Origin of the sequence: Chryseobacterium gambrini, assembly GCF_900156825.1 — a bacterium.
Lineage (GTDB): Bacteria > Bacteroidota > Bacteroidia > Flavobacteriales > Weeksellaceae > Chryseobacterium > Chryseobacterium gambrini.
This window is the reverse complement of sequence record NZ_FTOV01000018.1, coordinates 1-22019: the sequence shown is the minus strand read 5'-3', so window position 1 is coordinate 22019 and position 22019 is coordinate 1. Positions and strand designations below refer to the sequence as shown.

The 22019-nt window shown below is 38.2% G+C and carries 16 protein-coding genes; 15 read left to right on the top strand and 1 reads right to left on the bottom strand.

Annotation, left to right across the window (positions count from 1 at the left end; genetic code table 11):
* Positions 1–5 precede the first annotated feature (5 nt).
* The 4 genes from BW951_RS20245 (at position 6) to BW951_RS20230 (ending at position 3977) form a co-directional block, all read left to right on the top strand.
* Positions 6–1166: an aldose epimerase family protein gene (locus tag BW951_RS20245; RefSeq protein ID WP_076396149.1), complete on the top strand. Its 1161-nt coding sequence runs from the start codon at positions 6–8 to the stop codon at positions 1164–1166.
* A 3-nt stretch (positions 1167–1169) separates the two neighbouring features.
* Entirely contained in the window at positions 1170–2897 is a 1728-nt protein-coding gene (locus BW951_RS20240) for a sodium:solute symporter family transporter (RefSeq protein WP_076396146.1), read from the top strand.
* Positions 2898–2983: 86 nt separating this feature from the next.
* Positions 2984–3565, top strand: coding sequence for a Crp/Fnr family transcriptional regulator (locus BW951_RS20235; protein ID WP_076396144.1), 582 nt, complete (start codon positions 2984–2986; stop codon positions 3563–3565).
* 85 nt (positions 3566–3650) lie between these two features.
* A complete protein-coding gene (locus BW951_RS20230) occupies positions 3651–3977 on the top strand; it encodes a DUF4260 domain-containing protein (RefSeq protein ID WP_228427578.1) in 327 nt (108 codons plus the stop codon).
* A 5-nt stretch (positions 3978–3982) separates the two neighbouring features.
* On the opposite strand, the gene BW951_RS20225 is transcribed toward BW951_RS20230, so the two are convergent.
* On the bottom strand, positions 3983–4669 hold the full coding sequence (locus BW951_RS20225) for an NUDIX hydrolase (protein WP_076396142.1): 687 nt from the start codon (positions 4667–4669) through the stop codon (positions 3983–3985).
* 541 nt (positions 4670–5210) lie between these two features.
* Here BW951_RS20225 and BW951_RS20220 point away from each other — a divergent pair.
* From BW951_RS20220 to BW951_RS20170, 11 genes are all read left to right on the top strand, one after another.
* Positions 5211–7586, top strand: a complete 2376-nt coding sequence (locus BW951_RS20220; RefSeq protein WP_076396140.1) for a glycoside hydrolase family 127 protein — start codon at positions 5211–5213, stop codon at positions 7584–7586.
* Between the two features lie 138 nt (positions 7587–7724).
* Positions 7725–9638: a sialate O-acetylesterase gene (locus tag BW951_RS20215; protein WP_084196499.1), complete on the top strand. Its 1914-nt coding sequence runs from the start codon at positions 7725–7727 to the stop codon at positions 9636–9638.
* A gap of 123 nt (positions 9639–9761) precedes the next feature.
* Positions 9762–11216: an MFS transporter gene (locus BW951_RS20210; protein ID WP_076396136.1), complete on the top strand. Its 1455-nt coding sequence runs from the start codon at positions 9762–9764 to the stop codon at positions 11214–11216.
* A gap of 261 nt (positions 11217–11477) precedes the next feature.
* Positions 11478–12599 carry an endo-1,4-beta-xylanase gene (locus tag BW951_RS20205; RefSeq protein WP_076396134.1) on the top strand — a complete coding sequence of 374 codons (1122 nt, stop codon included), beginning with the start codon at positions 11478–11480 and terminating at the stop codon, positions 12597–12599.
* 182 nt (positions 12600–12781) lie between these two features.
* A complete protein-coding gene (locus BW951_RS20200) occupies positions 12782–13756 on the top strand; it encodes a glycoside hydrolase family 43 protein (RefSeq protein ID WP_076396132.1) in 975 nt (324 codons plus the stop codon).
* Between the two features lie 168 nt (positions 13757–13924).
* A complete protein-coding gene (locus BW951_RS20195; protein WP_076396130.1) occupies positions 13925–15955 on the top strand; it encodes an alpha-glucuronidase in 2031 nt (676 codons plus the stop codon).
* 289 nt (positions 15956–16244) lie between these two features.
* Positions 16245–16898, top strand: coding sequence for a fructose-6-phosphate aldolase (gene fsa / locus BW951_RS20190; RefSeq protein ID WP_076396128.1), 654 nt, complete (start codon positions 16245–16247; stop codon positions 16896–16898).
* 5 nt (positions 16899–16903) lie between these two features.
* Entirely contained in the window at positions 16904–17749 is an 846-nt protein-coding gene (locus BW951_RS20185) for a transketolase (RefSeq protein ID WP_076396126.1), read from the top strand.
* A 544-nt stretch (positions 17750–18293) separates the two neighbouring features.
* On the top strand, positions 18294–19247 hold the full coding sequence (locus BW951_RS20180) for a transketolase family protein (RefSeq protein ID WP_076396124.1): 954 nt from the start codon (positions 18294–18296) through the stop codon (positions 19245–19247).
* 112 nt (positions 19248–19359) lie between these two features.
* The gene (gene galK, locus BW951_RS20175) at positions 19360–20544 is read left to right on the top strand and encodes a galactokinase (RefSeq protein ID WP_076396122.1); all 1185 of its coding nucleotides are present in this window, start codon (positions 19360–19362) and stop codon (positions 20542–20544) included.
* Positions 20528–21583 (top strand): UDP-glucose--hexose-1-phosphate uridylyltransferase, encoded by a 1056-nt coding sequence (locus BW951_RS20170; protein ID WP_076396212.1) that lies wholly within the window; start codon positions 20528–20530, stop codon positions 21581–21583. Before galK ends, BW951_RS20170 begins: the two co-directional genes overlap by 17 nt.
* The last annotated feature ends 436 nt before the right edge of the window (positions 21584–22019 follow it).

Here is a 22019-nt window from a genome sequence, read left to right as displayed (position 1 = left end):
AAAAAATGAGAAAAACAAGTATCAACCTGATAATTCTTTTTGCTGTTTTATGTATTTTCGGCTGCAATAAAAAAGAAAATCAATCAAAAGCTCAACAGGAAACAATGGAAAACATACGGATTTCAGATTACGGAGTAACGTCAAAAGGCGATTCCGTTAAAAAATATACTTTAGCCAATAAAAACGGGATGAAAGTGGAAATCATCAACTTCGGCGGAATCATCACTTCACTTACGGCTCCCGATAAAAACGGAAAATACGAAGATGTCGTTTTAGGATTTACCCGGCCTGAAGATTATTTCAACGGAAATTCTTATTATTTCGGAGCGTTAATCGGACGTTACGGAAACCGGATTGCCAATGCAAAATTTACGCTTGAAGGCACATCCTATGACATCGATAAAAATGACGGATCCAACAGCCTTCATGGCGGAAAAGACGGATTCCATACCAAATTCTGGAATATTGAATCTGTTAAAGATGCTAAATTTCCAACTTTGAAACTGACTTATACCAGCGCAGATGGGGAAGAAGGCTATCCGGGAAAACTGACGACAACAGTTTTTTACACTTTAACCGACGAAAATGCCCTTGAAATTTCTTACGAAGCGGAAACAGATAAACCGACTGTTGTGAATTTGACTCAGCATTCATATTTCAACCTTTCCGGAAATTTCTCAAAAACAATTCTTGACCACGAAATGCAGATCAATGCCGATAAATTTTTGCCGGTGAATGAAACTCTGATTCCGACCGGTGAGCAAAAAGCGGTGAAAGGAAGTGCATTCGATTTCACAGCTTCAAAACCCATTGGAAAAGACATCAGTGCTGATGACGATCAACTGAAAAAAGGAAAAGGCTACGATCATAACTGGATTCTGAACGGAAACGGATTGAGAAGTATTGCGAAAGTGTACCATCCCGAATCAGGCAGAGTAATGGAAGTTTTAACTGATGAACCGGGAGTGCAGTTTTATTCCGGAAACTTTCTGGATGGAAAATTCGATACTAAAACTGGCGGAAAAAATGAATTCAGAACGGGGTTCTGTTTAGAAACTCAACATTTTCCGGATTCACCAAACCAATCTTCCTTCCCTTCTACAGAACTGAAGCCGGGACAGAAATACCAGTCGAAAACAATTTATAAATTCTCAGTTAAAAAATAAAATATGGGAAATTTGGCAACTCTTGATATCATTATATTTCTTATCTATTTTGTGGTGGTTGCAGGCTACGGAATCTGGATTTATAATAGAAAGAAATCTGCAGCAACAGGCAGTAAAGATTATTTTCTGGCGGAAGGTTCACTTACATGGTGGGCGATTGGAGCCAGTTTAATTGCTTCAAACATTTCTGCAGAACAGTTCATAGGAATGTCCGGTGAAGGATTTTTTGTAGGAATTGCCGTGGCTGCTTATGAGTGGATTGCTGCAATTGCATTGATTATTATTGCGGTATGGTTCATTCCGATTTATCTTAAAAACAAGATTTATACGATGCCACAATTTCTGGAAACCCGTTACAATAAATCGGTTTCCCTGATTATGGCTGTGTTCTGGCTTTTTTTATATGTCATTGTCAATTTAACTTCCATTCTTTATTTAGGTGCATTGGCAATTGATACATTGCTGGGAGGCGACAATCTTCACATCATCATGATTGGATTGCTTTTAATGGCTCTTTTAATCGGTCTTGGCGGTATGAAAGTAATCGGTTACACAGACGTTATTCAGGTAGCGGTTTTAATTATCGGAGGTTTTGCCACCGTTTATATGGCGCTTCAGATTGTTGATCAGAGGATTAACGGAGCGGCAGTCGGGAATGCTTTAACAGGTTTTCAGACTTTGATGAACGAAGCACCGCAACACTTTAAACTGATGCTGGAAAAGCCGGTGAAGACCACCACCACTTTGGCAATGCCTGAAAATCTTGATGTTCAGAAATATGTTGTTTTACCAGGCTTGGCAATGTATTTCGCAGGACAATGGATTGTAAACCTGAATTATTGGGGCTGTAACCAATACATCACCCAAAGAGCATTGGGAGCTGATCTGAAAACCGCAAGAACAGGAATTTTATTCGCAGGATTCTTAAAATTATTTATGCCGATTATCGTAATGCTTCCGGGAATCGCAGCGTACGTTTTGTATTCAAAAGGGCATTTAACAGGCTTTAATGGCGTAAAAGATGGCGCTTATTCTGCAATCTTAGGATTTCTGCCGGTTGGTCTGAAAGGTCTTGCTGTAGCGGCTTTAACGGCGGCAATCGTTGCTTCTTTGGCAGGAAAAGTAAACAGTATTTCAACGATCTTTACATTAGACATTTATAAAAAATATTTAAAAGCTGATGCAACGGAAATCCAGATGGTGAGAACCGGAAGATGGGCGATTATCATTGCCATGTTTGTGGCTTTGGCATTTACCTGGACCGATGTTTTGGGAATCGGCGGCGAAGGAGGATTTACCTTCATTCAGAAATATACAGGATTTATAAGTCCCGGAGTTTTTGCCATGTTCCTTTTGGGAATGTTCTGGAAAAGAACCACCGGAACAGCGGCTTTGGTCGGTGTAATTTTAGGATTCGTTCTGGCAATTTTCTTCAACAGTTTTGCCGTCGATATTTTTGGAAAAGAAACCTGGTTATATACCGCTTTCACCTATGAAAAACTGGAAAACGGAGTTGTGCACACGATTACAGAAATCCCGTTTTTAATTAATATGGGATGGTCTTTTGTAATCACCATTGCAGCCATGGTCTTAATCAGTTTTGCAGGACCGAAAGTGAATCCGAAAGCATTCGCAATCGATGCAACAATGTTCCGGGTAGACAACAGAACATTGGTTTTAATCGTTGTAACGTTACTCCTGCTCACTGCACTTTACGTGAGATTCTGGTAAAATTTGAATACAATAAAATAAAGACAGGATTCCGTTTTGGAGTCCTGTTTTTCTTTAACTTTAATTCAGCATTTAGAAAGAATTAAATGAAAGATTTTAATGAATTGATACAAACCCATTTTGGACCGCTGAATTCTCAGGAACTCTCTGTTATTCAATCTTATTTTAAAAAAGAACAATTAGAAAAAAATGAAATATTTACAAATTCGGGCGAAATTTGTCACAGATTAAGTTTGGTGAAATCCGGAGTTTTGCGTGTTTTTGCTTTGTCCGAAGATGGAAAAGAGATTACGCAATGGCTTTCTACGAAAGATTTTTTCATTACCGATGTGATGGGATTTTTCTTTAATCAACACAACCGATGGACAATACAGGCTTTTACCGAAGCCGAATTGCTTACCATCTCCAAAACAGATTATTTACAACTTTGCAGGGAATTCCCCAAATGGACCGAAATTGAGAAAAGATTTATGATTAAATGCTTTGCAATGATGGAAGACCGGATTTTTTCCCATCTTTCCATGACCGCAGAAGAAAGATATAACCAGTATTTTGAGCAGAACAGAGAATTATTTCATCAGGTTCCGTTGCAATATGTCGCTTCGGTTTTGGGAATGACGCCCGAAACTTTCAGCAGAATCAGGAAACGACAGGCAGAAAATTCTTGATTTTTGTCAAGAGAACCTATTTTCTGTTGTCAGACATTTGTAAGATAAATCTCAGACAATGAAAAATCTCTTGCAGCTCTAAGAATTGGGACAATTTGGTTTAGCCGTTTTCCTGTTTACACAGTTAGAATTTCAGTGGTGGCTTTTTCTGCTTTGCCTTTTGCTTCCGGATGTTTCGATGATCGGCTACTTAATCAATCCAAAAGTCGGAGCCCGGATCTACAATTTTTTTCATCATAAAATGCTCGCAATCCTTGTTTTGATTCTCGGATTTTGGCTTAAAATTTCTATCGTAGAATTTGCCGGAATTATTTTATTCGCACACTCTGCGATGGACAGGATTTTCGGATACGGATTAAAATTTGAAGACGATTTCAAACATACCCATCTGGATTCAATAGGAAAGAAATAAACCGTTTAAATCTTAAACATAAATCCTTCCGCAAGCTTTTTCTCATATTTTGCTTCATCAAAACGATACAGAAAAGATCCTTTTTTAGAAGAAGTCATATCTTTACCCTCCGTTTTCACAAGAATATCCAGCGCATTAATTTTGCTGATGAAATTCCGCTTGTCAAACTGTTCATTAAAAATCGCCTCGTATAAATTTTGCAAATCTTTCATCGTAAATTTTTCCGGCAGAAGCTCGAAGCCGATAGGTCTTGTAGAAGCTCTTCTGCGCAATCTCAGAACGGCATCTTCTACCATTTCGTTATGATCAAAGATAAGACTTGGAAAATCCTGAAGATCAAACCATTTTGCGCTGTATTTTTCATTGATCTGGATATTCTTTTCAATATTAATCAGTGCATAATAGGAAATTGACATAATTCTTGCCGTAGGTTCACGGTCAATCCGCGTATAAGAATTCAGTTGTTCCAGATAGATGTTTTCCAATCCTGTGAGGGTATTCAGGACACGGTGCGCTGCTTCATCGGAGGTTTCTTCGTTTCCTATAAATCCGCCCATCAAGGACCATTCTCCCATTTTAGGCTCAAAATTCCTTTGTACCAGAAGAATTTTAAGATTTTCGCCGTCGAACCCGAAAATAATACAGTCTACAGCTACCAAATGTCGTGGAAAATGAGAATAGTCTTGTGTCATCGATTATATTTTATACAAAGTTAATGCTTTTAGCCTTTGATTTTACGGCTTAATCAATATAAATGTATTTTATACACTTTATTTTACTTTTTATTTTGAATTTCTCAGGATTTCATCATCTTCCTTATCATTTTGGGAGCAGTTTACACCTTCGAAACTTACATTTTATTCATCTAAAACATTAAAAACAGATGAACTTAATGTTAAAAATATGTTAAAATTAATTTTCCTTTCATTTTAAATTTACCTTAAAACTCCGATCAGGGCTTAGTCTTAAAAATACGATAAGCTATTAATATAAAATATCAGCGTTCATACTGTATATTCCGTATTCATTTTTTATACACGTAATTTCGCTGTATGGTTCTGATTATCGCTATTTTTCATAATCTTAATTTTTATGATAAGCTCCTGTTGTTTTTAATTTTTTTCTAAGACTTTAAAATAGACTTTTTTTTGATTTCAGCGGCTCATTCTGCAAAATTCTTTGTCATATTGATTCTTTCTTTTATTTTTAGAAATGTTGAATAGACATTTATTAATGAATAAAAAATCGCTGATAGTATTTTTAGGTTTAAGCACATTTGCTTTTGGGCATGTGAGCAAAACAGTCAGCTATTTTCCGCTGAACAAAGTCGCTTTGTCTGAAAGTATTTTCAGCAGGGCAATGCAGACGGATAAAAATTACATAATGTCGATGGATGCCGATCGTTTGTTGGCTCCCTATTTAAAAGAGGCAGGACTTAATCCTAAAAAACCGAATTATCCGAACTGGGAAAATACAGGATTGGATGGTCATATCGGCGGCCATTACATTTCTGCTTTGGCTTTGATGTACGCTTCTACAGGCGATGCAAAAGTAAAACAACGACTGGATTATATGATCGACGAGTTGGAACGTTGCCAGAATCTTTCAGGAAACGGTTATATTTCCGGCGTTCCGGATGGCAAAAAGATATGGAAAGAAATCTCTGACGGCAATATTCGTGCATCCGCTTTCGGACTGAACGACCGTTGGGTTCCTTTATATAATATTCACAAAATATATTCCGGTTTGCGTGATGCGTATTGGTATGCAGACAGCGAAAAGGCGAAAAAAATGCTCATTAAGCTTACCGACTGGATGGCAGATGAAGTTTCCGGACTTACCGATGAGCAGATTCAGGAGATGCTGAAAAGCGAACACGGCGGACTGAACGAAGTTTTTGCCGACGTTTATGACATTACCAAAAATGAAAAATATCTAAAATTAGCACATCGGTTCTCGCATTTGGCAATTTTAAATCCATTGTTGATTCACGAAGATAAACTGACGGGAATTCACGCCAATACGCAAATCCCGAAAGTAATTGGCTTTAAGAAAATTGCAGATCTGGAACATAACAAAGAGTGGAACAGCGCCGCAGTTTTTTTCTGGAATAATGTAACCCAAAAACGTTCAGCCATTATCGGCGGAAACAGTGTAAGCGAACATTTCAATCCTACCGGAGATTTCAGCGGGATGATTAAAAGTATTGAAGGACCCGAAACCTGCAATACCTACAACATGCTGAAACTGACCAGAGAACTTTTCGCCACTAATCCAAAATCCTCTTATCTGGATTATTACGAAAGAGCTTTATACAATCATATACTTTCCACCCAAAATCAGGAAAAAGGCGGGTTTGTTTATTTTACACCCATGCGTCCCGGTCATTACAGAGTATATTCCCAGCCGGAAACCAGCTTCTGGTGCTGCGTTGGTTCAGGAATGGAAAATCACGCCAAATACGGCGAAATGATTTATGCGCATTCTGAGAAGGATTTATACGTGAATCTTTTTATTCCGTCTGTTTTAAAATGGTCAGAAAAAAAATTGGTCATAAGACAGGAAAATAATTTCCCGCAGAAACCTTCCACAAAATTGATCTTTGATCTTGCTCCAAAACCCGAAGTTAACCTAAAAATTAGAGTTCCCGAATGGACGGATGTTTCACAGATAACAGTTTCAGTGAATTCTAAAAAGATCAGTACTTCTTTAGATTCCGAAGGTTATATCAACATCAGCAGAAAATGGAAAAAAGGCGATGTGATTGAGATGAAAATGCCAATGCATCTTTCTGCAGAACAGCTTCCGGACAATTCTGATTATTATGCATTCAGATACGGACCCATTGTTCTGGCAGCAAAATACGGTAAAGAAAATCAGACAGGGCTTTTTGCCGATGACAGCCGCGGCGGACATATTGCACACGGACCGCAGATTCCTTTGAACGACATTCCGACAATTTTAGGATCTTCAACAACGGTTTTGAATCATCTTCAACCTGTTAATGAAAAAGATTTAAAATTTAAAATTAGCGGACTTTATCCTCAGAATAAATTAAGCAACGGATTGGAGCTTGTTCCGTTTTACCAGATTCAGGAAGAACGCTACATCATTTATTTTCCTCAGGCAACTCAGGATAAAATCGAAATGATTCAGCAGAAAAAAGCGAAGGAAGAAGAGGCGATCCGAAAACTGGATATTATCACAGCAGACAAAATCCAGTTAGGAGAACAACAGCCGGAATCGGACCATTTTTTTGATAGCAAAGATGCCTACGAAGGCTATATGGAAGACCATCATTTCCGCGACTCCAAAGGCTGGTTTAGCTATCAGATGAAAAACAAGGACAGAAATGCAGAATACCTTTATCTTCTCTATTTCGATGCCAATAGCAATCGTACCCTGAATGCCGAAATCAATGGAATTAAAGTGTTTTCCCAAGATTTTGAAGGAAAAATGGGAAGCTCACCGCAAACATTGTTAATCCCTATTCCCGAATCGGAAAAGAATAAAGAAACACTCACCGTAAAATTTATTTCTGGTGAAAAATCATTAACGCCGAAAATCATCGAAGTAAGATTACTGAATCAAACGCCAGATAAAAACTAAAAACAACTGCAGAATTAAATCTGCTCCATAGGAGCAATATCTGTGTAGAAATACAATTGACCGAAGAAAACAGAACTCCGTAGGAGTTCAATCTAAGAAAGAACAAATTTGCAATTAGCGTTTAAAGTATAAAAAATTATGAACCATAAAAATATTACCAGAACGATTACCTTAATGCTTTGCATATTCTGCAATATGCTTTTTCAGGCAAAGGTTACGCTTCCCAACTTAGTTTCAGACGGAATGGTGTTGCAGAGAAATCAAAAACTGAATATTTGGGGGAAAGCCGATGCCAATGAAAAAGTAGAAGTGAAGTTCCTCAATAAAAGCTACAAAACCACTGCAGATCAAAACGGCAACTGGAAAATCGTTCTTCCTGAACAAAAAGCAGGCGGTCCGTACACCATGACCATCAATGAAATTACCTTAAAAGATATTCTGATTGGCGATGTATGGCTCGCTTCCGGACAGTCGAATATGGAACTGCCCATGCGCAGACTGACACCGTTGTATTCGAACGAAATCAAAAATGCAAACAATCAGAACATCCGTTTTTTTACGGTTCCTCAGAAATATAACTTCAAATCACCTCAGACGGAATTGGGCGGAGGGAAATGGGAAGCGACAAATCCTCAAACCATTCTGAATTTTTCTGGAGTTGCGTATTTTTTTGCTAAAGATGTAAGTGAAAAAAATAAAGTTCCGGTAGGAATTATTCACGCGAGTTTGGGAGGCTCTCCAATTCAGTCTTGGATGGATGAAAATTCACTGAAAAAATATCCTGAATATTTGGATGAGGCTAAAAAATGGCAGAATGATGATTTAATAAAATCAACAGAATCTTCGGAACAGGCATTAAGCAAAGCCTGGTATACAGAATTGGATCAGAGCGACATAGGTTTAAACCAACATTGGGAAAAATTTGATCTGAATGATTCTGACTGGAAAACCATGAAAATTCCAGGTTCTTGGGAAGATACGGAAGGCTCTTTTGAAGGTTCAGTCTGGTTCAGAAAAGAAATTATTTTAACAAAAAATCAGGCAGGAAAAGCTGCATTTTTGAATCTTGGAAGAATAAAAGACGCCGATGTAACGTACATTAACGGAACAAAAGTAGGAAACGTAACCTACGAATATCCTCCGCGTTGGTACGATGTTCCGGTAGGAATTCTTAAGGAAGGTAAAAATGTAATTGCGGTAAGAATTTCCAATGGAAGCGGAAAAGGACAATTCATTGCAGACAAACCCTATTATCTTGAAATCGACGGACAGAAAATCGATTTAAAATCCGAATGGAAATATAAAATCGGAACAAAAATGGCAAAAATGGCACCCGGAACAACGTTTATCCGCTGGAAACCTACAGGATTGTACAATGCCATGATCAATCCTTTAATCAATTATAATATCACAGGAGCAATCTGGTATCAAGGAGAAAGCAACACCGGAAAACCGAAAGAATACGGCGATTTATTAACCAAGATGATTTCAGACTGGAGAAATAAATTCAATAATAAAGAAATGCCTTTCATCACCGTTCAATTGGCTAATTTTATGGAGGCGAAAGCGCAACCGGTCGAAAGCAACTGGGCGGAGCTAAGAGACCAGCAGCGTAAAGTTTCATTACAGGTTTCAAATGCAGGACTTGCCGTGATCATCGATATAGGAGAATGGAATGACATTCATCCGCTGAATAAAAAAACAGTAGGAGACAGGCTTGCTTTGCAGGCAATGAAATTGGCTTACGAAAAAAACATCGTTGCAGACGGACCGGTTTATCAGTCAATGAAAATCGACGGAAATAAAATTGTTCTTTCTTTTAAAAACGGAACCGATGATTTTGCTCCCGCTGCTGAACTAAAAGGGTTTGCTATCAAAAACGCCGGCGGAAACTGGTCTTGGGCAAAAGCAAAAATCCAAGGCAAAACAATTGTAGTCTGGAATGATTCCGTGACGGATCCAGTTGCAGTCCGTTACGATTGGGCAGATAATCCCGATGGAAACCTAAAAAACAAAACCGGACTTCCTGCATCTCCTTTCACCACAGAATAAACATTTAATTTGATTTTTAATCTTTGCTGAGCGAACCTTAAAAAGTATTAACATTCAAAAAAATCTTTGCGGATTTTGCGTTTAGAAACGATCATTTATCAATAATCATTTATCAATTATAACATGAACAATTCATCTCAAAAAATATCTGTCGTTGAAAAAATCGGCTACAGTTTGGGAGATTTAGCAGCCAATCTGGTTTTCCAGACTTTGGTTACGTATTTAGCTTACTTTTACACCGATATCTACGGATTAAAACCGGAAGATGCCTCCATTATCACTTTGATTGTCGGACTGATTGCAGGTTTTGGATTCAATCCGATGGTGGGTGCTTTGGCAGACAGAACACGAACCAAATGGGGGAAATTCCGTCCGTGGATATTATTTTCAGCGGTTCCATTGGGTGCTGCAGCCCTTTTTGCATTCAGCACCCCAGATTTTTCTTATAAGGGAAAAATGATGTATGCAGCGGCAACATATACGATTCTACTGCTGTTATATGCTGCTAATAATTTGCCTTATGCTGCTTTAAGTGGCGTGATTACAGGCGATATGGGCGAGCGAAACAGTATTTCGTCTTATCGTTTCGTAGCCGTCATGTTTGCACAGTTTTTCGTGCAGGTTTTTATGTTGCCGATTATTTTATCAGCAGGAAACGGCGATAAAGCAGTCGGAATCGAAATCGTAATGACGTGGTTGGCGATTATAGGAACCATAATGTTGCTCATTACATTTTTCATAACCAAAGAAAGAGTTATTCCAAAACCGGAACAGGAGTCCACTTTGGGAGCAGATTTAAAAGATTTAAAGAAAAACAAACCATGGATCATTATGTTGGTGGTTACGGCACTGATTTTCATTACTCTGGCAATGAAAGGAGGTTCCTATGTCTATTATTTCAACAATTATGTGGATGAAACTTCCTTGAAAAATTTCATATCACCAATTACGGCATTCTTCAGCTCCATCGGGATGAATTTCTTCGGAGAAGATCCTCGTTCAGCAGGTTTCGGGCTCTTTAATGCAGGCGGAATTATCATGATGATCATCGGAATTACCTTTTCAAAAAGATTTGCCGATAAATATGGAAAAAGGGACGCGTTCATTGCTTCTCTGTTCATTTCAACTTTATTCATTGTGGCATTCATTTTTTACCCGCCAAAATCGGTGGGATTAATGTTCCTTTCGCAAATTTTACACGGCTTTTTCTACGGAATCAGCACACCTTTGCTTTGGGCAATGATTGCCGATGTTGCCGACTATTCCGAGTGGAAAAACAACAGACGCGCGACCGCGATTATTTTCTCGGCAATGATGGTCGGACTAAAAGTTGGTTTAAGCATCGGAAGTTCACTGGTTTCCTCTATTATCGGACATTACGGCTACATTTCTTCGGAAGGTACGGAAAAGGTGATCCAGCCGGAATCCGTAGCGAATGGAGCTCAGATGCTGGTCAGTATTTTTCCGGCCATTCCGTTTTTTGCAGCGTGTGGATTACTAATGTTCTACGAAATCAACAAAAAAATGGAAACCCAAATCGAGCAGGATCTGAAAGAGAGAAGGAGAAAAGAAGATTAATATGGGTTTCATCATTTGGGCAGCTTAATCCGTCTTCCACTCCCGCTTTTTTGTTCCGCTTTGCTTCACAAAAAGAGCTCCGTTCAAGCCGGGCTGCGAGATTCAAAGATAATATCGGTTATGTTTTAGATTTAGGATTTAATATATAATAGGAAAAGCAAAGCTCCGTAGGAGCGAACTGTTAATAGCCAATATATTCAAGCCATTGAGCCTCGTAGAGGCGACCTGTTAAAGTTTCAGAATAAATAATAAAAATTAAAAATGAAAAAAATAGCCGCATTACTGGGAATTTTAACCCTCACCGTTTCCTGCAAAACCGCAAGTTCGGCATCATCAAAAGATTCCCTGAAAGATGCTTTCAAAAATAAATTCTACATCGGAACAGCAATGAGCCTTCCTCAAATTAACGGTACCGATGTAAAGTCGGATGAAATTATCAAAAAACAATTCAGTTCTATCGTTGCAGAAAACTGTATGAAATCCATGTTTATACAACCGCAGGAAGGGCAGTTTTTCTTTGACGATGCAGATAAATTTGTAGAATTTGGTGATAAAAATAAAATGTTCATCATCGGTCACACGTTGATTTGGCATTCCCAGTTACCAAAATGGTTTTTCGTAGACAATAACGGAAAAAACGTTTCGCCCGAAATTCTGAAACAGAGAATGAAAAGCCATATTTCAACTTTGGTCGGAAGATATAAAGGTCGTGTAAAAGGTTGGGATGTTGTGAACGAAGCGATTATGGAAGACGGAACGTACCGCAAAAGCAAATTTTACGAAATTCTGGGCGAAGAATTCATTCCGTTGGCTTTTCAGTATGCGCAGGAAGCAGATCCAAATGCCGAATTGTACTACAACGATTACAACGAATGGTTTCCGGAAAAAGTAAAAACCGTTACCAAAATTGTTGAAAATTTAAAATCCAGAGGAATCCGCATCGACGGCGTAGGAATGCAGACGCACGTAGGACTTGACACTCCAAAACTGGAAGAATATGAAAAAGCAATCACTGATTATGCAGCAGCAGGAGTAAAAGTCAATATTACCGAAATGGAAATCAGTGCGCTGCCTTCTCCATGGGGAACTTCTGCCAACGTTGCCGACAAAGTGGAATATGAAGCCAAAATGAACCCTTACACCAAAGGATTACCTGAAAATGTAACGAAAGAATGGGAAAACCGCTATCTGGATTTTTTCAGGCTATTCATCAAACATCAGGATAAAATCCGGAGAGTAACACTTTGGGGCGTTACCGACAATCAATCCTGGAAAAACGATTTTCCGGTAAAAGGAAGAACCGATTATCCGCTGCCATTCGACAGAAATTATCAGGCAAAACCTGTTGTGCAAAAAATCATTAAGTTAACCAAAGAAAAATAATTATTAAACCACAAAAGGCACAAAGGAAAAATTGAAATAAAATTATCCAAAGAACAAAAAAGTGAAATGTTTATGACATATTCTTTTTTTAGCTTTTGGAAAACTTAATAAAAGAAATAAAATCTTTTGTGCCTTTTGTGGTTAAAAAATAAAATCTATCATCTAAAAATCTAAACTATAAAATGAACAAAGCAAAATACCTTTTCCCGAAAGATTATATGGCAGATCCTTCCGTACACGTTTTTGAAGGAAAATTATACATTTATCCCTCTCACGACCGCGAAAGCGGCATCGAAGAAAATGACAATGGCGACCATTTCGATATGAATGATTACCATGTTTTTTCTCTTGATGACGTAGAAAACGGAGAAGTTACAGACCACGGTGTTGTTCTTTCCGTACAAGATATTCCATGGTCGGGAAGACAGTTGTGGGATTGCGATGTGGCTTTTAAAAATGACAAATACTATATGTACTTTCCTTTAAAGGATAAAAACGATATTTTCAGAATCGGCGTTGCGGTGAGCGATAAACCTTACGGACCATTCATTCCGGAGAAACATCCGATGATGGGAAGTTACAGCATAGATCCCTGTCTTTTTGAAGACGAAGGAAAACATTATATGTATTTTGGAGGAATCTGGGGCGGACAATTACAACGCTACAGAAACAATAAAGCCTTGGAATCTGCTATTCTTCCTAACGATAATGAACCTGCCATTTCATCAAAAGTGGTAATGCTCAGCGATGATATGCTTGAATTTGGCGAAGAGCCAAAAGATGTTGTGATTATTGACGAAAACGGAAACCCATTGCTTCATGGTGATAAACATCGTTTTTTCGAAGCATCATGGATACATAAATACAACGGGAAATATTATTTTTCGTATTCCACAGGAGATACGCACTTGATTTGCTATGCAGTGGGTGATAATCCTTACGGTCCGTTCACTTTTCAGGGTGAAATTTTAACCCCGGTTGTAGGATGGACAACTCATCACAGCATTGTAGAATTTGAAGGAAAATGGTATCTGTTCTTCCATGATTCTGTTCCTAGTGGCGGAAAAACATGGCTGAGAAGCATGAAAGTCGTTGAATTGGAATACGGTGTAAATGGAAAAATAAAAACGATTGAAGGACTGGAAGACCAGCAGTAACTTCTACAACTTTGACAAAGTCTGTTTCTTAAAAGAACTCGAAGAGTTCAACAAAAGTAGCCGTAGGTGAAACCTATGGAATATTATCGAAGATAAGCCGAACCCGAAGGGTTCAATCTCAACAGCCGTAGTTAAAACCTATGAAATTTAAAGCAAAAATTTAAAATAATGCAACATTTCCGAAACTATATATTACTGTTTCTCATCATTCCATTCATGGCTTTGGCTGAAGACGGGAGTCAGTTGTGGCTAAGATATCCGGTAAATCCCAAGTCAAGAAATATTGTGAATTCAAACAGTAAAAGTCCTACCATTGAAATCGCTAAAAAGGAACTCAATCAACATTGGGCAGGACAGGTTGTTGATTTAAAGATTGATAAATTTCCGGAAAATTTTAAAGACGGTTACAGAATAGTTTCTACTCCAAAAAAAATCAGCATTCTTGCAAAAACAGATTTAGGATTACTGTACGGAAGCTATCATCTTTTAAATTTGCAGCAGCAAAACACTAATTTCTCTAATTTGAAATTAGAAGAAAAACCTTCCTACGACATAAGAATTCTCAATCACTGGGACAACTTGGACGGAACGATTGAGCGTGGTTATGCCGGTCATTCACTTTGGAAATGGGAAGATTTACCAGGTAAGATTTCCCCGAGGTACGAAGAATATGCAAGAGCCAATGCGTCCATCGGGATCAATGCAACGGTTCTTAACAATGTGAATGCTTCACCAAATATGCTTCGAGAAGATTATCTTAAAAAAGTCAAAGTGTTAGCCGATATTTTCAGACCTTATGGAATTAAGATTTATCTGTCAGTTAATTTTTCTTCACCGAAAGTTTTGGGAGGACTGCAGAATTCCGATCCGTTGAATCAGGAGGTTCAGAAATGGTGGAAAGATAAAGCCGCAGAAATTTACAGATTGATCCCTGATTTTGGAGGATTTTTGGTAAAAGCCAATTCCGAAGGGCAACCCGGACCGCAGGATTACGGAAGAACACATGCAGACGGAGCGAATATGATGGCGGATGTTCTGAAACCCTACGGCGGAATCGTCATGTGGAGAGCATTTGTGTACAGTCCAAGCAAAGATGACCGTGCAAAACAAGCTCATCTGGAATTTGTTCCGTTAGATGGAAAATTCAGAGACAATGTGATTATTCAGATTAAAAACGGACCGATTGATTTTCAGCCGAGAGAAGCATTTAACCCGCTTTTCGGAGCATTGAGAAAAACTTCTGAAATGGTTGAATTTCAGATTACGCAGGAATATTTAGGACAGGCAAATCATTTGGTTTTTCTGGCACCGTTATTCAAAGAAACTTTAGATAGCGATACTTTTTCAGATGGAAAAGGTTCCACAATTGCTAAAATTACAGACGGAACATTAAGACCTGCAAAACTTACTGCCATTGCTGCAGTTGCCAATATAGGAGAAGATACAAACTGGACAGGACATCATTTTGCCCAAGCCAATTGGTATGCGTTCGGACGTTTGGCATGGAATCACAATTTAACTTCGGAACAGATTGCAGATGAATGGATTAAAATGACTTTTACAGATCAGCAAAACTTTGTAGATCCGGTTAAAAAAATAATGTTGACTTCCCGTGAAACTGCAGTAGATTATATGATGCCGCTTGGTCTTCATCATATCTTCGCCGGAGGACATCATTACGGTCCGGAACCGTGGGGCGATTACAAAGGGGGAAGACCCGACTGGTCGCCGGTTTATTATCATCAGGCTGATGCAGAAGGACTCGGTTTCGACAGAACAAAAACGGGAAGCAATGCCGTTTCCCAGTATTTTCCGCCGCTTAACGAAATCTATGGTAACATTAAAACAACACCTGAAAACCTGATTCTCTGGTTTCATCATGTTCCGTGGGATTACAGAATGAAAGACGGAAAAACACTTTGGGATGAGCTGTGCTATAAATATGATTCGGGAGTTCAGAATGTAAGAAACTATCAGAAAATCTGGGATCAAATACAGCCCTATATTGATAGTCAAAGGTTTTCAGAGATTCGGGACAAACTGAAAATTCAGGCAAAAGATGCAGTTTGGTGGAAAGATGCCTGTTTGCTTTATTTTCAGACCTATTCCAAAAGACCTATTCCGTCTGATATTGAAAAACCTGTCCATCAGCTTGAAGATCTAAAGAAGATCAAACTCAATATGGGACATCACAATTGATCAATCTATTTAATTTTAAACAAATAACTTCTAAATCTTTTTGAGACAGGTAGTTGTTTGTTTTATGAATTAAGTATGAATTTAACACTTAATTGATGGTTTCAACTTTAATGAATGTCTTATTTGTTAATAATCAGACGTTTAATGTTTTGTTTGTCATTCCGTAAGAATCTCAACAGGAAAAAAAAGATTTAGATTCCTACAGAATGATAAACTGACTGTTGATGATGAAACAACTAAAACTAAAAATAAAACATTTAACCAAAAAATAATCAATAATAATCTACATATGAAATTTTTTATCGATACTGCCAATTTAGAGCAGATCAGAGAAGCGCAGGATTTGGGAATTCTTGATGGAGTTACCACCAATCCGTCTCTTATGGCGAAAGAAGGAATCAGCGGGAAAGAAGCTGTTTTGCAGCACTACAAAGAGATTTGTGAAATTGTAGACGGCGATATTTCGGCAGAAGTTCTTTCCACAACCTATGAGGAAATAATCAAAGAAGGCGAGGAGTTGGCGGGAATTCACCCTAATATTGTAGTAAAAGTTCCTATTATTAAAGACGGAATCAAGGCGATCAAATATTTTTCCCAAAAAGGAATCAGAACTAATTGTACCTTAATTTTCTCATCAGGACAGGCACTTTTAGCGGCAAAAGCAGGAGCAGCTTATGTTTCTCCATTTTTAGGAAGACTGGATGATGTTTCCACCGATGGTCTTAATTTAATTCAGGAAATCAGAACCATTTTCGACAATTATGGTTTTGAAACTGAAATTTTGGCAGCTTCTGTTCGCCACGCGATGCATATCATTAACTGTGCAAAGATCGGTGCTGATGTGGTAACCTGTCCTTTGCCTCCGATTTTGTCATTGCTAAAGCATCCTTTAACGGATTCCGGTCTGGAGCAGTTCATTAAAGATTCACAAAAAATGCAATAAAAAATATGCACGATATTCAAAAATTAAAAAATATTGCTTCACAGGTTCGCAGAGATATTGTAAGAATGGTTCACGCCTGCCAGTCGGGACATCCGGGAGGTTCATTGGGATGTACAGATTTTCTTGTAGCGCTCTACTTCGATGCAATGAAAAGAAAAGAAGGATTTGATATGACGGGAAAAGGCGAAGATGTATTTTATCTTTCCAACGGTCATATTTCCCCTGTTTTTTACAGTGTTTTAGCACACTCAGGATATTTCGACAAATCTGAGCTGGCAACGTTCAGAAAACTGAATTCCAGATTGCAGGGACATCCGACTACGCACGAACATCTTCCCGGAGTTCGCATTGCTTCAGGCTCACTTGGACAGGGATTGTCTGTGGCAGTCGGTCATGCGGTCGGAAAGAAATTAGATAAAGATACTAATTTGGTTTTCAGTCTTCACGGCGACGGCGAATTGCAGGAAGGGCAGAACTGGGAAGCGATTATGTATGCTTCTCACAACAGAGTTGATAATCTCATCGCCACCGTAGATTATAACGGACAGCAGATTGACGGCCCCACATCCAAAGTACTTTCTCTGGGAAATCTTAAAACCAAGTTTGAAGCTTTTGACTGGAAAGTTCTTGAAGTGGAAAACGGAAACGATATGGAAGAGATTCTAAAAATTCTGGACGAAGCCAAATCTTTGACAGGAAAAGGGCAGCCGATTTGTATTCTCCTGAAAACAGAAATGGGTTACGGCGTTGATTATATGATGGGAACTCACGCTTGGCACGGAAAAGCACCGAATGATGAACAATTAGAAAAAGCTTTAGATCAACTCGAAGAAACTTTGGGTGATTATTAAAATTATTTGGGCAGCTTTATCCGTCTTCCGCTCCCGCTTTTTTGCAAATTTCCAAGGCTTTTCCACCGCGGAAATTTGCAAAAAGAGCTCCACTCAAGCCGGGCTGCGAGAGATTCGCCGTTCCAAATCAATCAACGAACAAAGCATTAAAGAGAAAAAGTTTTCGGAAATAACAATAGAATTTATTGTGATGTTAAATTACAGGTCGCTCCTACGGAGCTGGATTCTCTAGAATTAATTTTTCTATTAACAAACAGTTCGCCACGCTGTGGCTCCATTTAAATACGCTTTAGAATAAAAAATGCTCCGTAGGAGCAAAGTGATAATAGATCAAAATAATTCGGCATCACAAAACATCGTAGAGGTGACCTGTAAAGCTTTTAGTATTCACAAAAAAAATATTTTGTAAAAACATCGGATAAAATTTACTTGAGAAATCCACTTTTAGCTGAGCAAAGCGCCTTTGCGACCGGAAATATCCTCAATAAGATGAAAAAATCTTTGCGCTTTTTGCGTTAAAAAAATATCCACAATTAATATACAAATGAAAAAATATACCTACACAGAGAAAAAAGACACCCGAAGCGGCTTCGGAGCAGGAATGGCAGAACTGGCTGATAAAAATCCCAATGTTGTCGGGCTTTGCGCAGACCTTATCGGTTCTTTAAAATTTGAAAAATTCATCGAAAAAGCTCCAGAGCGTTTTTTCCAGATCGGAATCGCGGAAGCCAATATGATTGGTATGGCAGCAGGTCTTGCAACGGAAGGAAAAATACCTTTCACGGGAACTTTTGCCAACTTTTCTACAGGAAGAGTGTACGATCAGATTCGTCAGTCGGTGGCTTACTCCGGAAAAAATGTGAAGATTTGTGCTTCCCATGCCGGTTTAACGTTAGGTGAAGACGGTGCAACCCACCAGATTCTGGAAGATATCGGATTAATGAAAATGCTTCCGGGAATGACGGTGATCAATACCTGCGATTACAACCAGACGAAAGCGGCGACCATTGCTATTGCAGATTACGAAGGTCCTGTTTATCTGCGTTTTGGACGTCCCGTAATTCCGGTTTTTACGGAGGAAAATCAAAAATTTGAAATTGGAAAAGCATGGATGGTGAATGAAGGAAAAGATGTAACCATCATTGCAACAGGATATTTGGTTTGGGAAGCCATTAAAGCCGGAGAAATTCTGGAAGAGCAGGGAATCGATGCTGAAATTATTAACATTCACACCATTAAACCATTAGATACAGAAGCAATTCTTAACTCCGTTAAAAAAACGGGCTGTGTGGTAACTGCGGAAGAACACAACAGATTAGGCGGATTGGGAGACAGTGTCGCTCAGCTCTTGATTACAGAATACCTTGCTCCTCAGGAATATGTTGCTGTAAACGACAGCTTCGGGGAAAGCGGAACACCGGATCAGCTGATGGAAAAATACGGATTAACTGCCAATGATATTGTTAAAGCGGTGAAAAAAGTAATGAAGAGAAAATAGACAATTGCTTGATTTAAATTTTTGGCACAACTCACGATTTTTTAGAGAAAAAGACAAATTTTATTCGTGAATTCGCGACAAAAAAATTTAAAATCATAAATTGCAGTCAGGTATGCAGGATAATTTAATCAATCACACAAAAGACGCATTTCGGGCATTTTTTCAGTCAGAACCTGAAAGAATTTTTCTCGCGCCGGGACGAATCAATATCATTGGAGAACACGTAGATTACAGCGACGGCTTCGTTCTTCCTGCAGCTATTGATAAGTACATTTGTTTTGCTGTAAAAAAAACAGAGGATGCCGAAATTTCTTTTTTTGCGAAGGATTTTAATGATTCTTTCAGTTTTGACATTCATAAAAAGCAGTTTCCGGTTTCGCAAACCTGGGTGAATTATCTGTTGGGTGTTTTCAATGTCATTCAGGAATCTGGAAAAGAAGTCGGAGGATTACAGATTGCTTTTAGCAGTACGATTCCGATGGGTTCAGGCTTATCTTCTTCAGCAGCTTTAGAATGTGGATTTGCTTATCTTCTCAACGAAATTTTCGATTTAAATTTAAATAAAAAAGAAATAGCGGTCATTGGTCAGCAATCTGAATATACCTTTGTAGGGGTAAAATGCGGAATTATGGATCAGTTTTCGTCAGTCTTCGGAAAAGAGCATCAGGTGATGATGCTGGATTGTAACTCTCTGGAACATCAGTATTTTGAAGCCAATATGGAAGGTTGCAGTCTGGTTCTTTTCGACAGTTGTGTAAAACATACCCATCTTACTTCCGGCTACAATGACAGAAGAAGAGATGTTGACAACGGTAAAAAAATCTTGGGTGAAAAATTTCCTGAAGTACAGAAATTCAGAGATTTCAGTTTTGAAATGCTGAATGAGGCAAGAGAAGAAATGGGGGAGATTTCCTACAGAAGATGCTTTTATCTTCTCAAGGAAATTAAAAGGGTGAAAAAAGCAGCAAAAGCTTTGTCAGAAGGCAATATAGAATATCTTGGACAGCTTTTGAACGAAACCCACTCCGGACTTTCGACTGAATTTGAAGTAAGCTGTGATGAACTCGACTTTATGGTTGAACAAACGTTGAAAGAAGAAGGCGTTTTAGGCGCAAGAATTATGGGAGGCGGTTTTGGCGGCTGCAGCATCAATCTTATTAAAGATGAAAATGTAAATCAGGTTATTGAAAATATCACTGTTCAATATAAAGAGGCGTACAATATCGAGATGAAAATTTACAAAGTAAAAATATCGGACGGAATTAATGAATACCAGAGAAATGAAATCATCATTTAATCAAAAAAATCATCCTCACAGAAGATACAATCCGCTTTTGGATGAATGGATTCTGGTTTCTCCGCAAAGAGCGAACCGACCTTGGCAGGGACAGACCGAAAAAACGTCATGGGAACAGCTTCCGTCTCATGATCCGAATTGTTATTTATGCTCGGGAAACATTCGGATTAATGGGGAAAAAAATCCGGATTATCAGGGAGTTTATGTTTTTGATAATGATTTTGGTTCCTTAATGAAAGATGATGTTGAATTTTCTGGTGAAACTTCAGATTTCTTTTTATTAAAACCTGAACGAGGTATTAACCGGGTTATCTGCTTTTCGGAAAATCATAGTCTTACGTTGCCCGATATGGAAGTTAATGACATTAAAACTGTTGTTGATGTGTGGCAGAAACAGTATGAGGAACTGGGAAATCTCGATTACATCAATCACGTTCAGATTTTTGAAAATAAAGGTCAGGTGATGGGTTGCAGCAATCCGCATCCGCATGGTCAGATCTGGGCACAGTCTTCAATTCCTTCTATTGTATTAAAAACGCAGGAAAATCTTAAAAGATATTTTGAAAAAAACGGTGCTTCTCTTTTAGAAGATTATGTAAAAAAAGAGTTGGAAGCCGATGAAAGAGTCATTTTAGAAAATGAAGATTTTGCTGCATTAGTTCCGTTCTGGGCAATATGGCCTTACGAAACGATGATTGTAAGCAAAAGAAAAACTGAAAATTTACTTGAGTTTTCCGAAAACGAAAAATTATCTTTAGCATCAATTTTAAAAGATCTAACGACGAAATACGATCGCCTTTTTAATGTTTCCTTTCCTTATTCAGCGGGAATTCATCAATCGCCAACCGACGGAGAATCTCATCCGGAGTGGCATTTTCATATGCATTTTTATCCGCCTTTGCTGAGAAGTGCAGAAGTGAAAAAATTTATGGTCGGTTATGAAATGCTCGCCGAAGCTCAGCGTGATATCACACCGGAGCAAAGTGCAGAGATATTAAAAAGTCTTTCCTGTACGAAGAACAATAAAAATTTTGATTAAAAAAGATCATATTTCTTAAAAGGAATTTATGCGCAAAGCTATTTTTGTAAATTGCTGGAAATCATGAATAAGTAAATAGCATCCATTTATAGTTCGGAATGAATTTGTAAGCGATATTATATTGGGAGAATTAGCTTTTAAACAGATTATTGCCTAAAAAACTTAAGAGTAAAATTGTTTAAAGTAAAAAGAATGTTGCTTCTTTAAGAGCAGAATCTGTGTAGAAATAAGAATCAATCAATCCGTAGAATTTCGACAGATGCTCTAAGGATAGTCTTTCTATGGAATGCAAACATCTTCCGTCATGAATGGAAAAATAAATAAGGGATTTTCATGTATTAATATAGCGGACTCATTATAAAAAGTCTTATCTTAGCTGTATGAGTTATAGTTTAGATTTTCGTAAACAAGTGTTTAAAATAAAAGAACAGGAAAA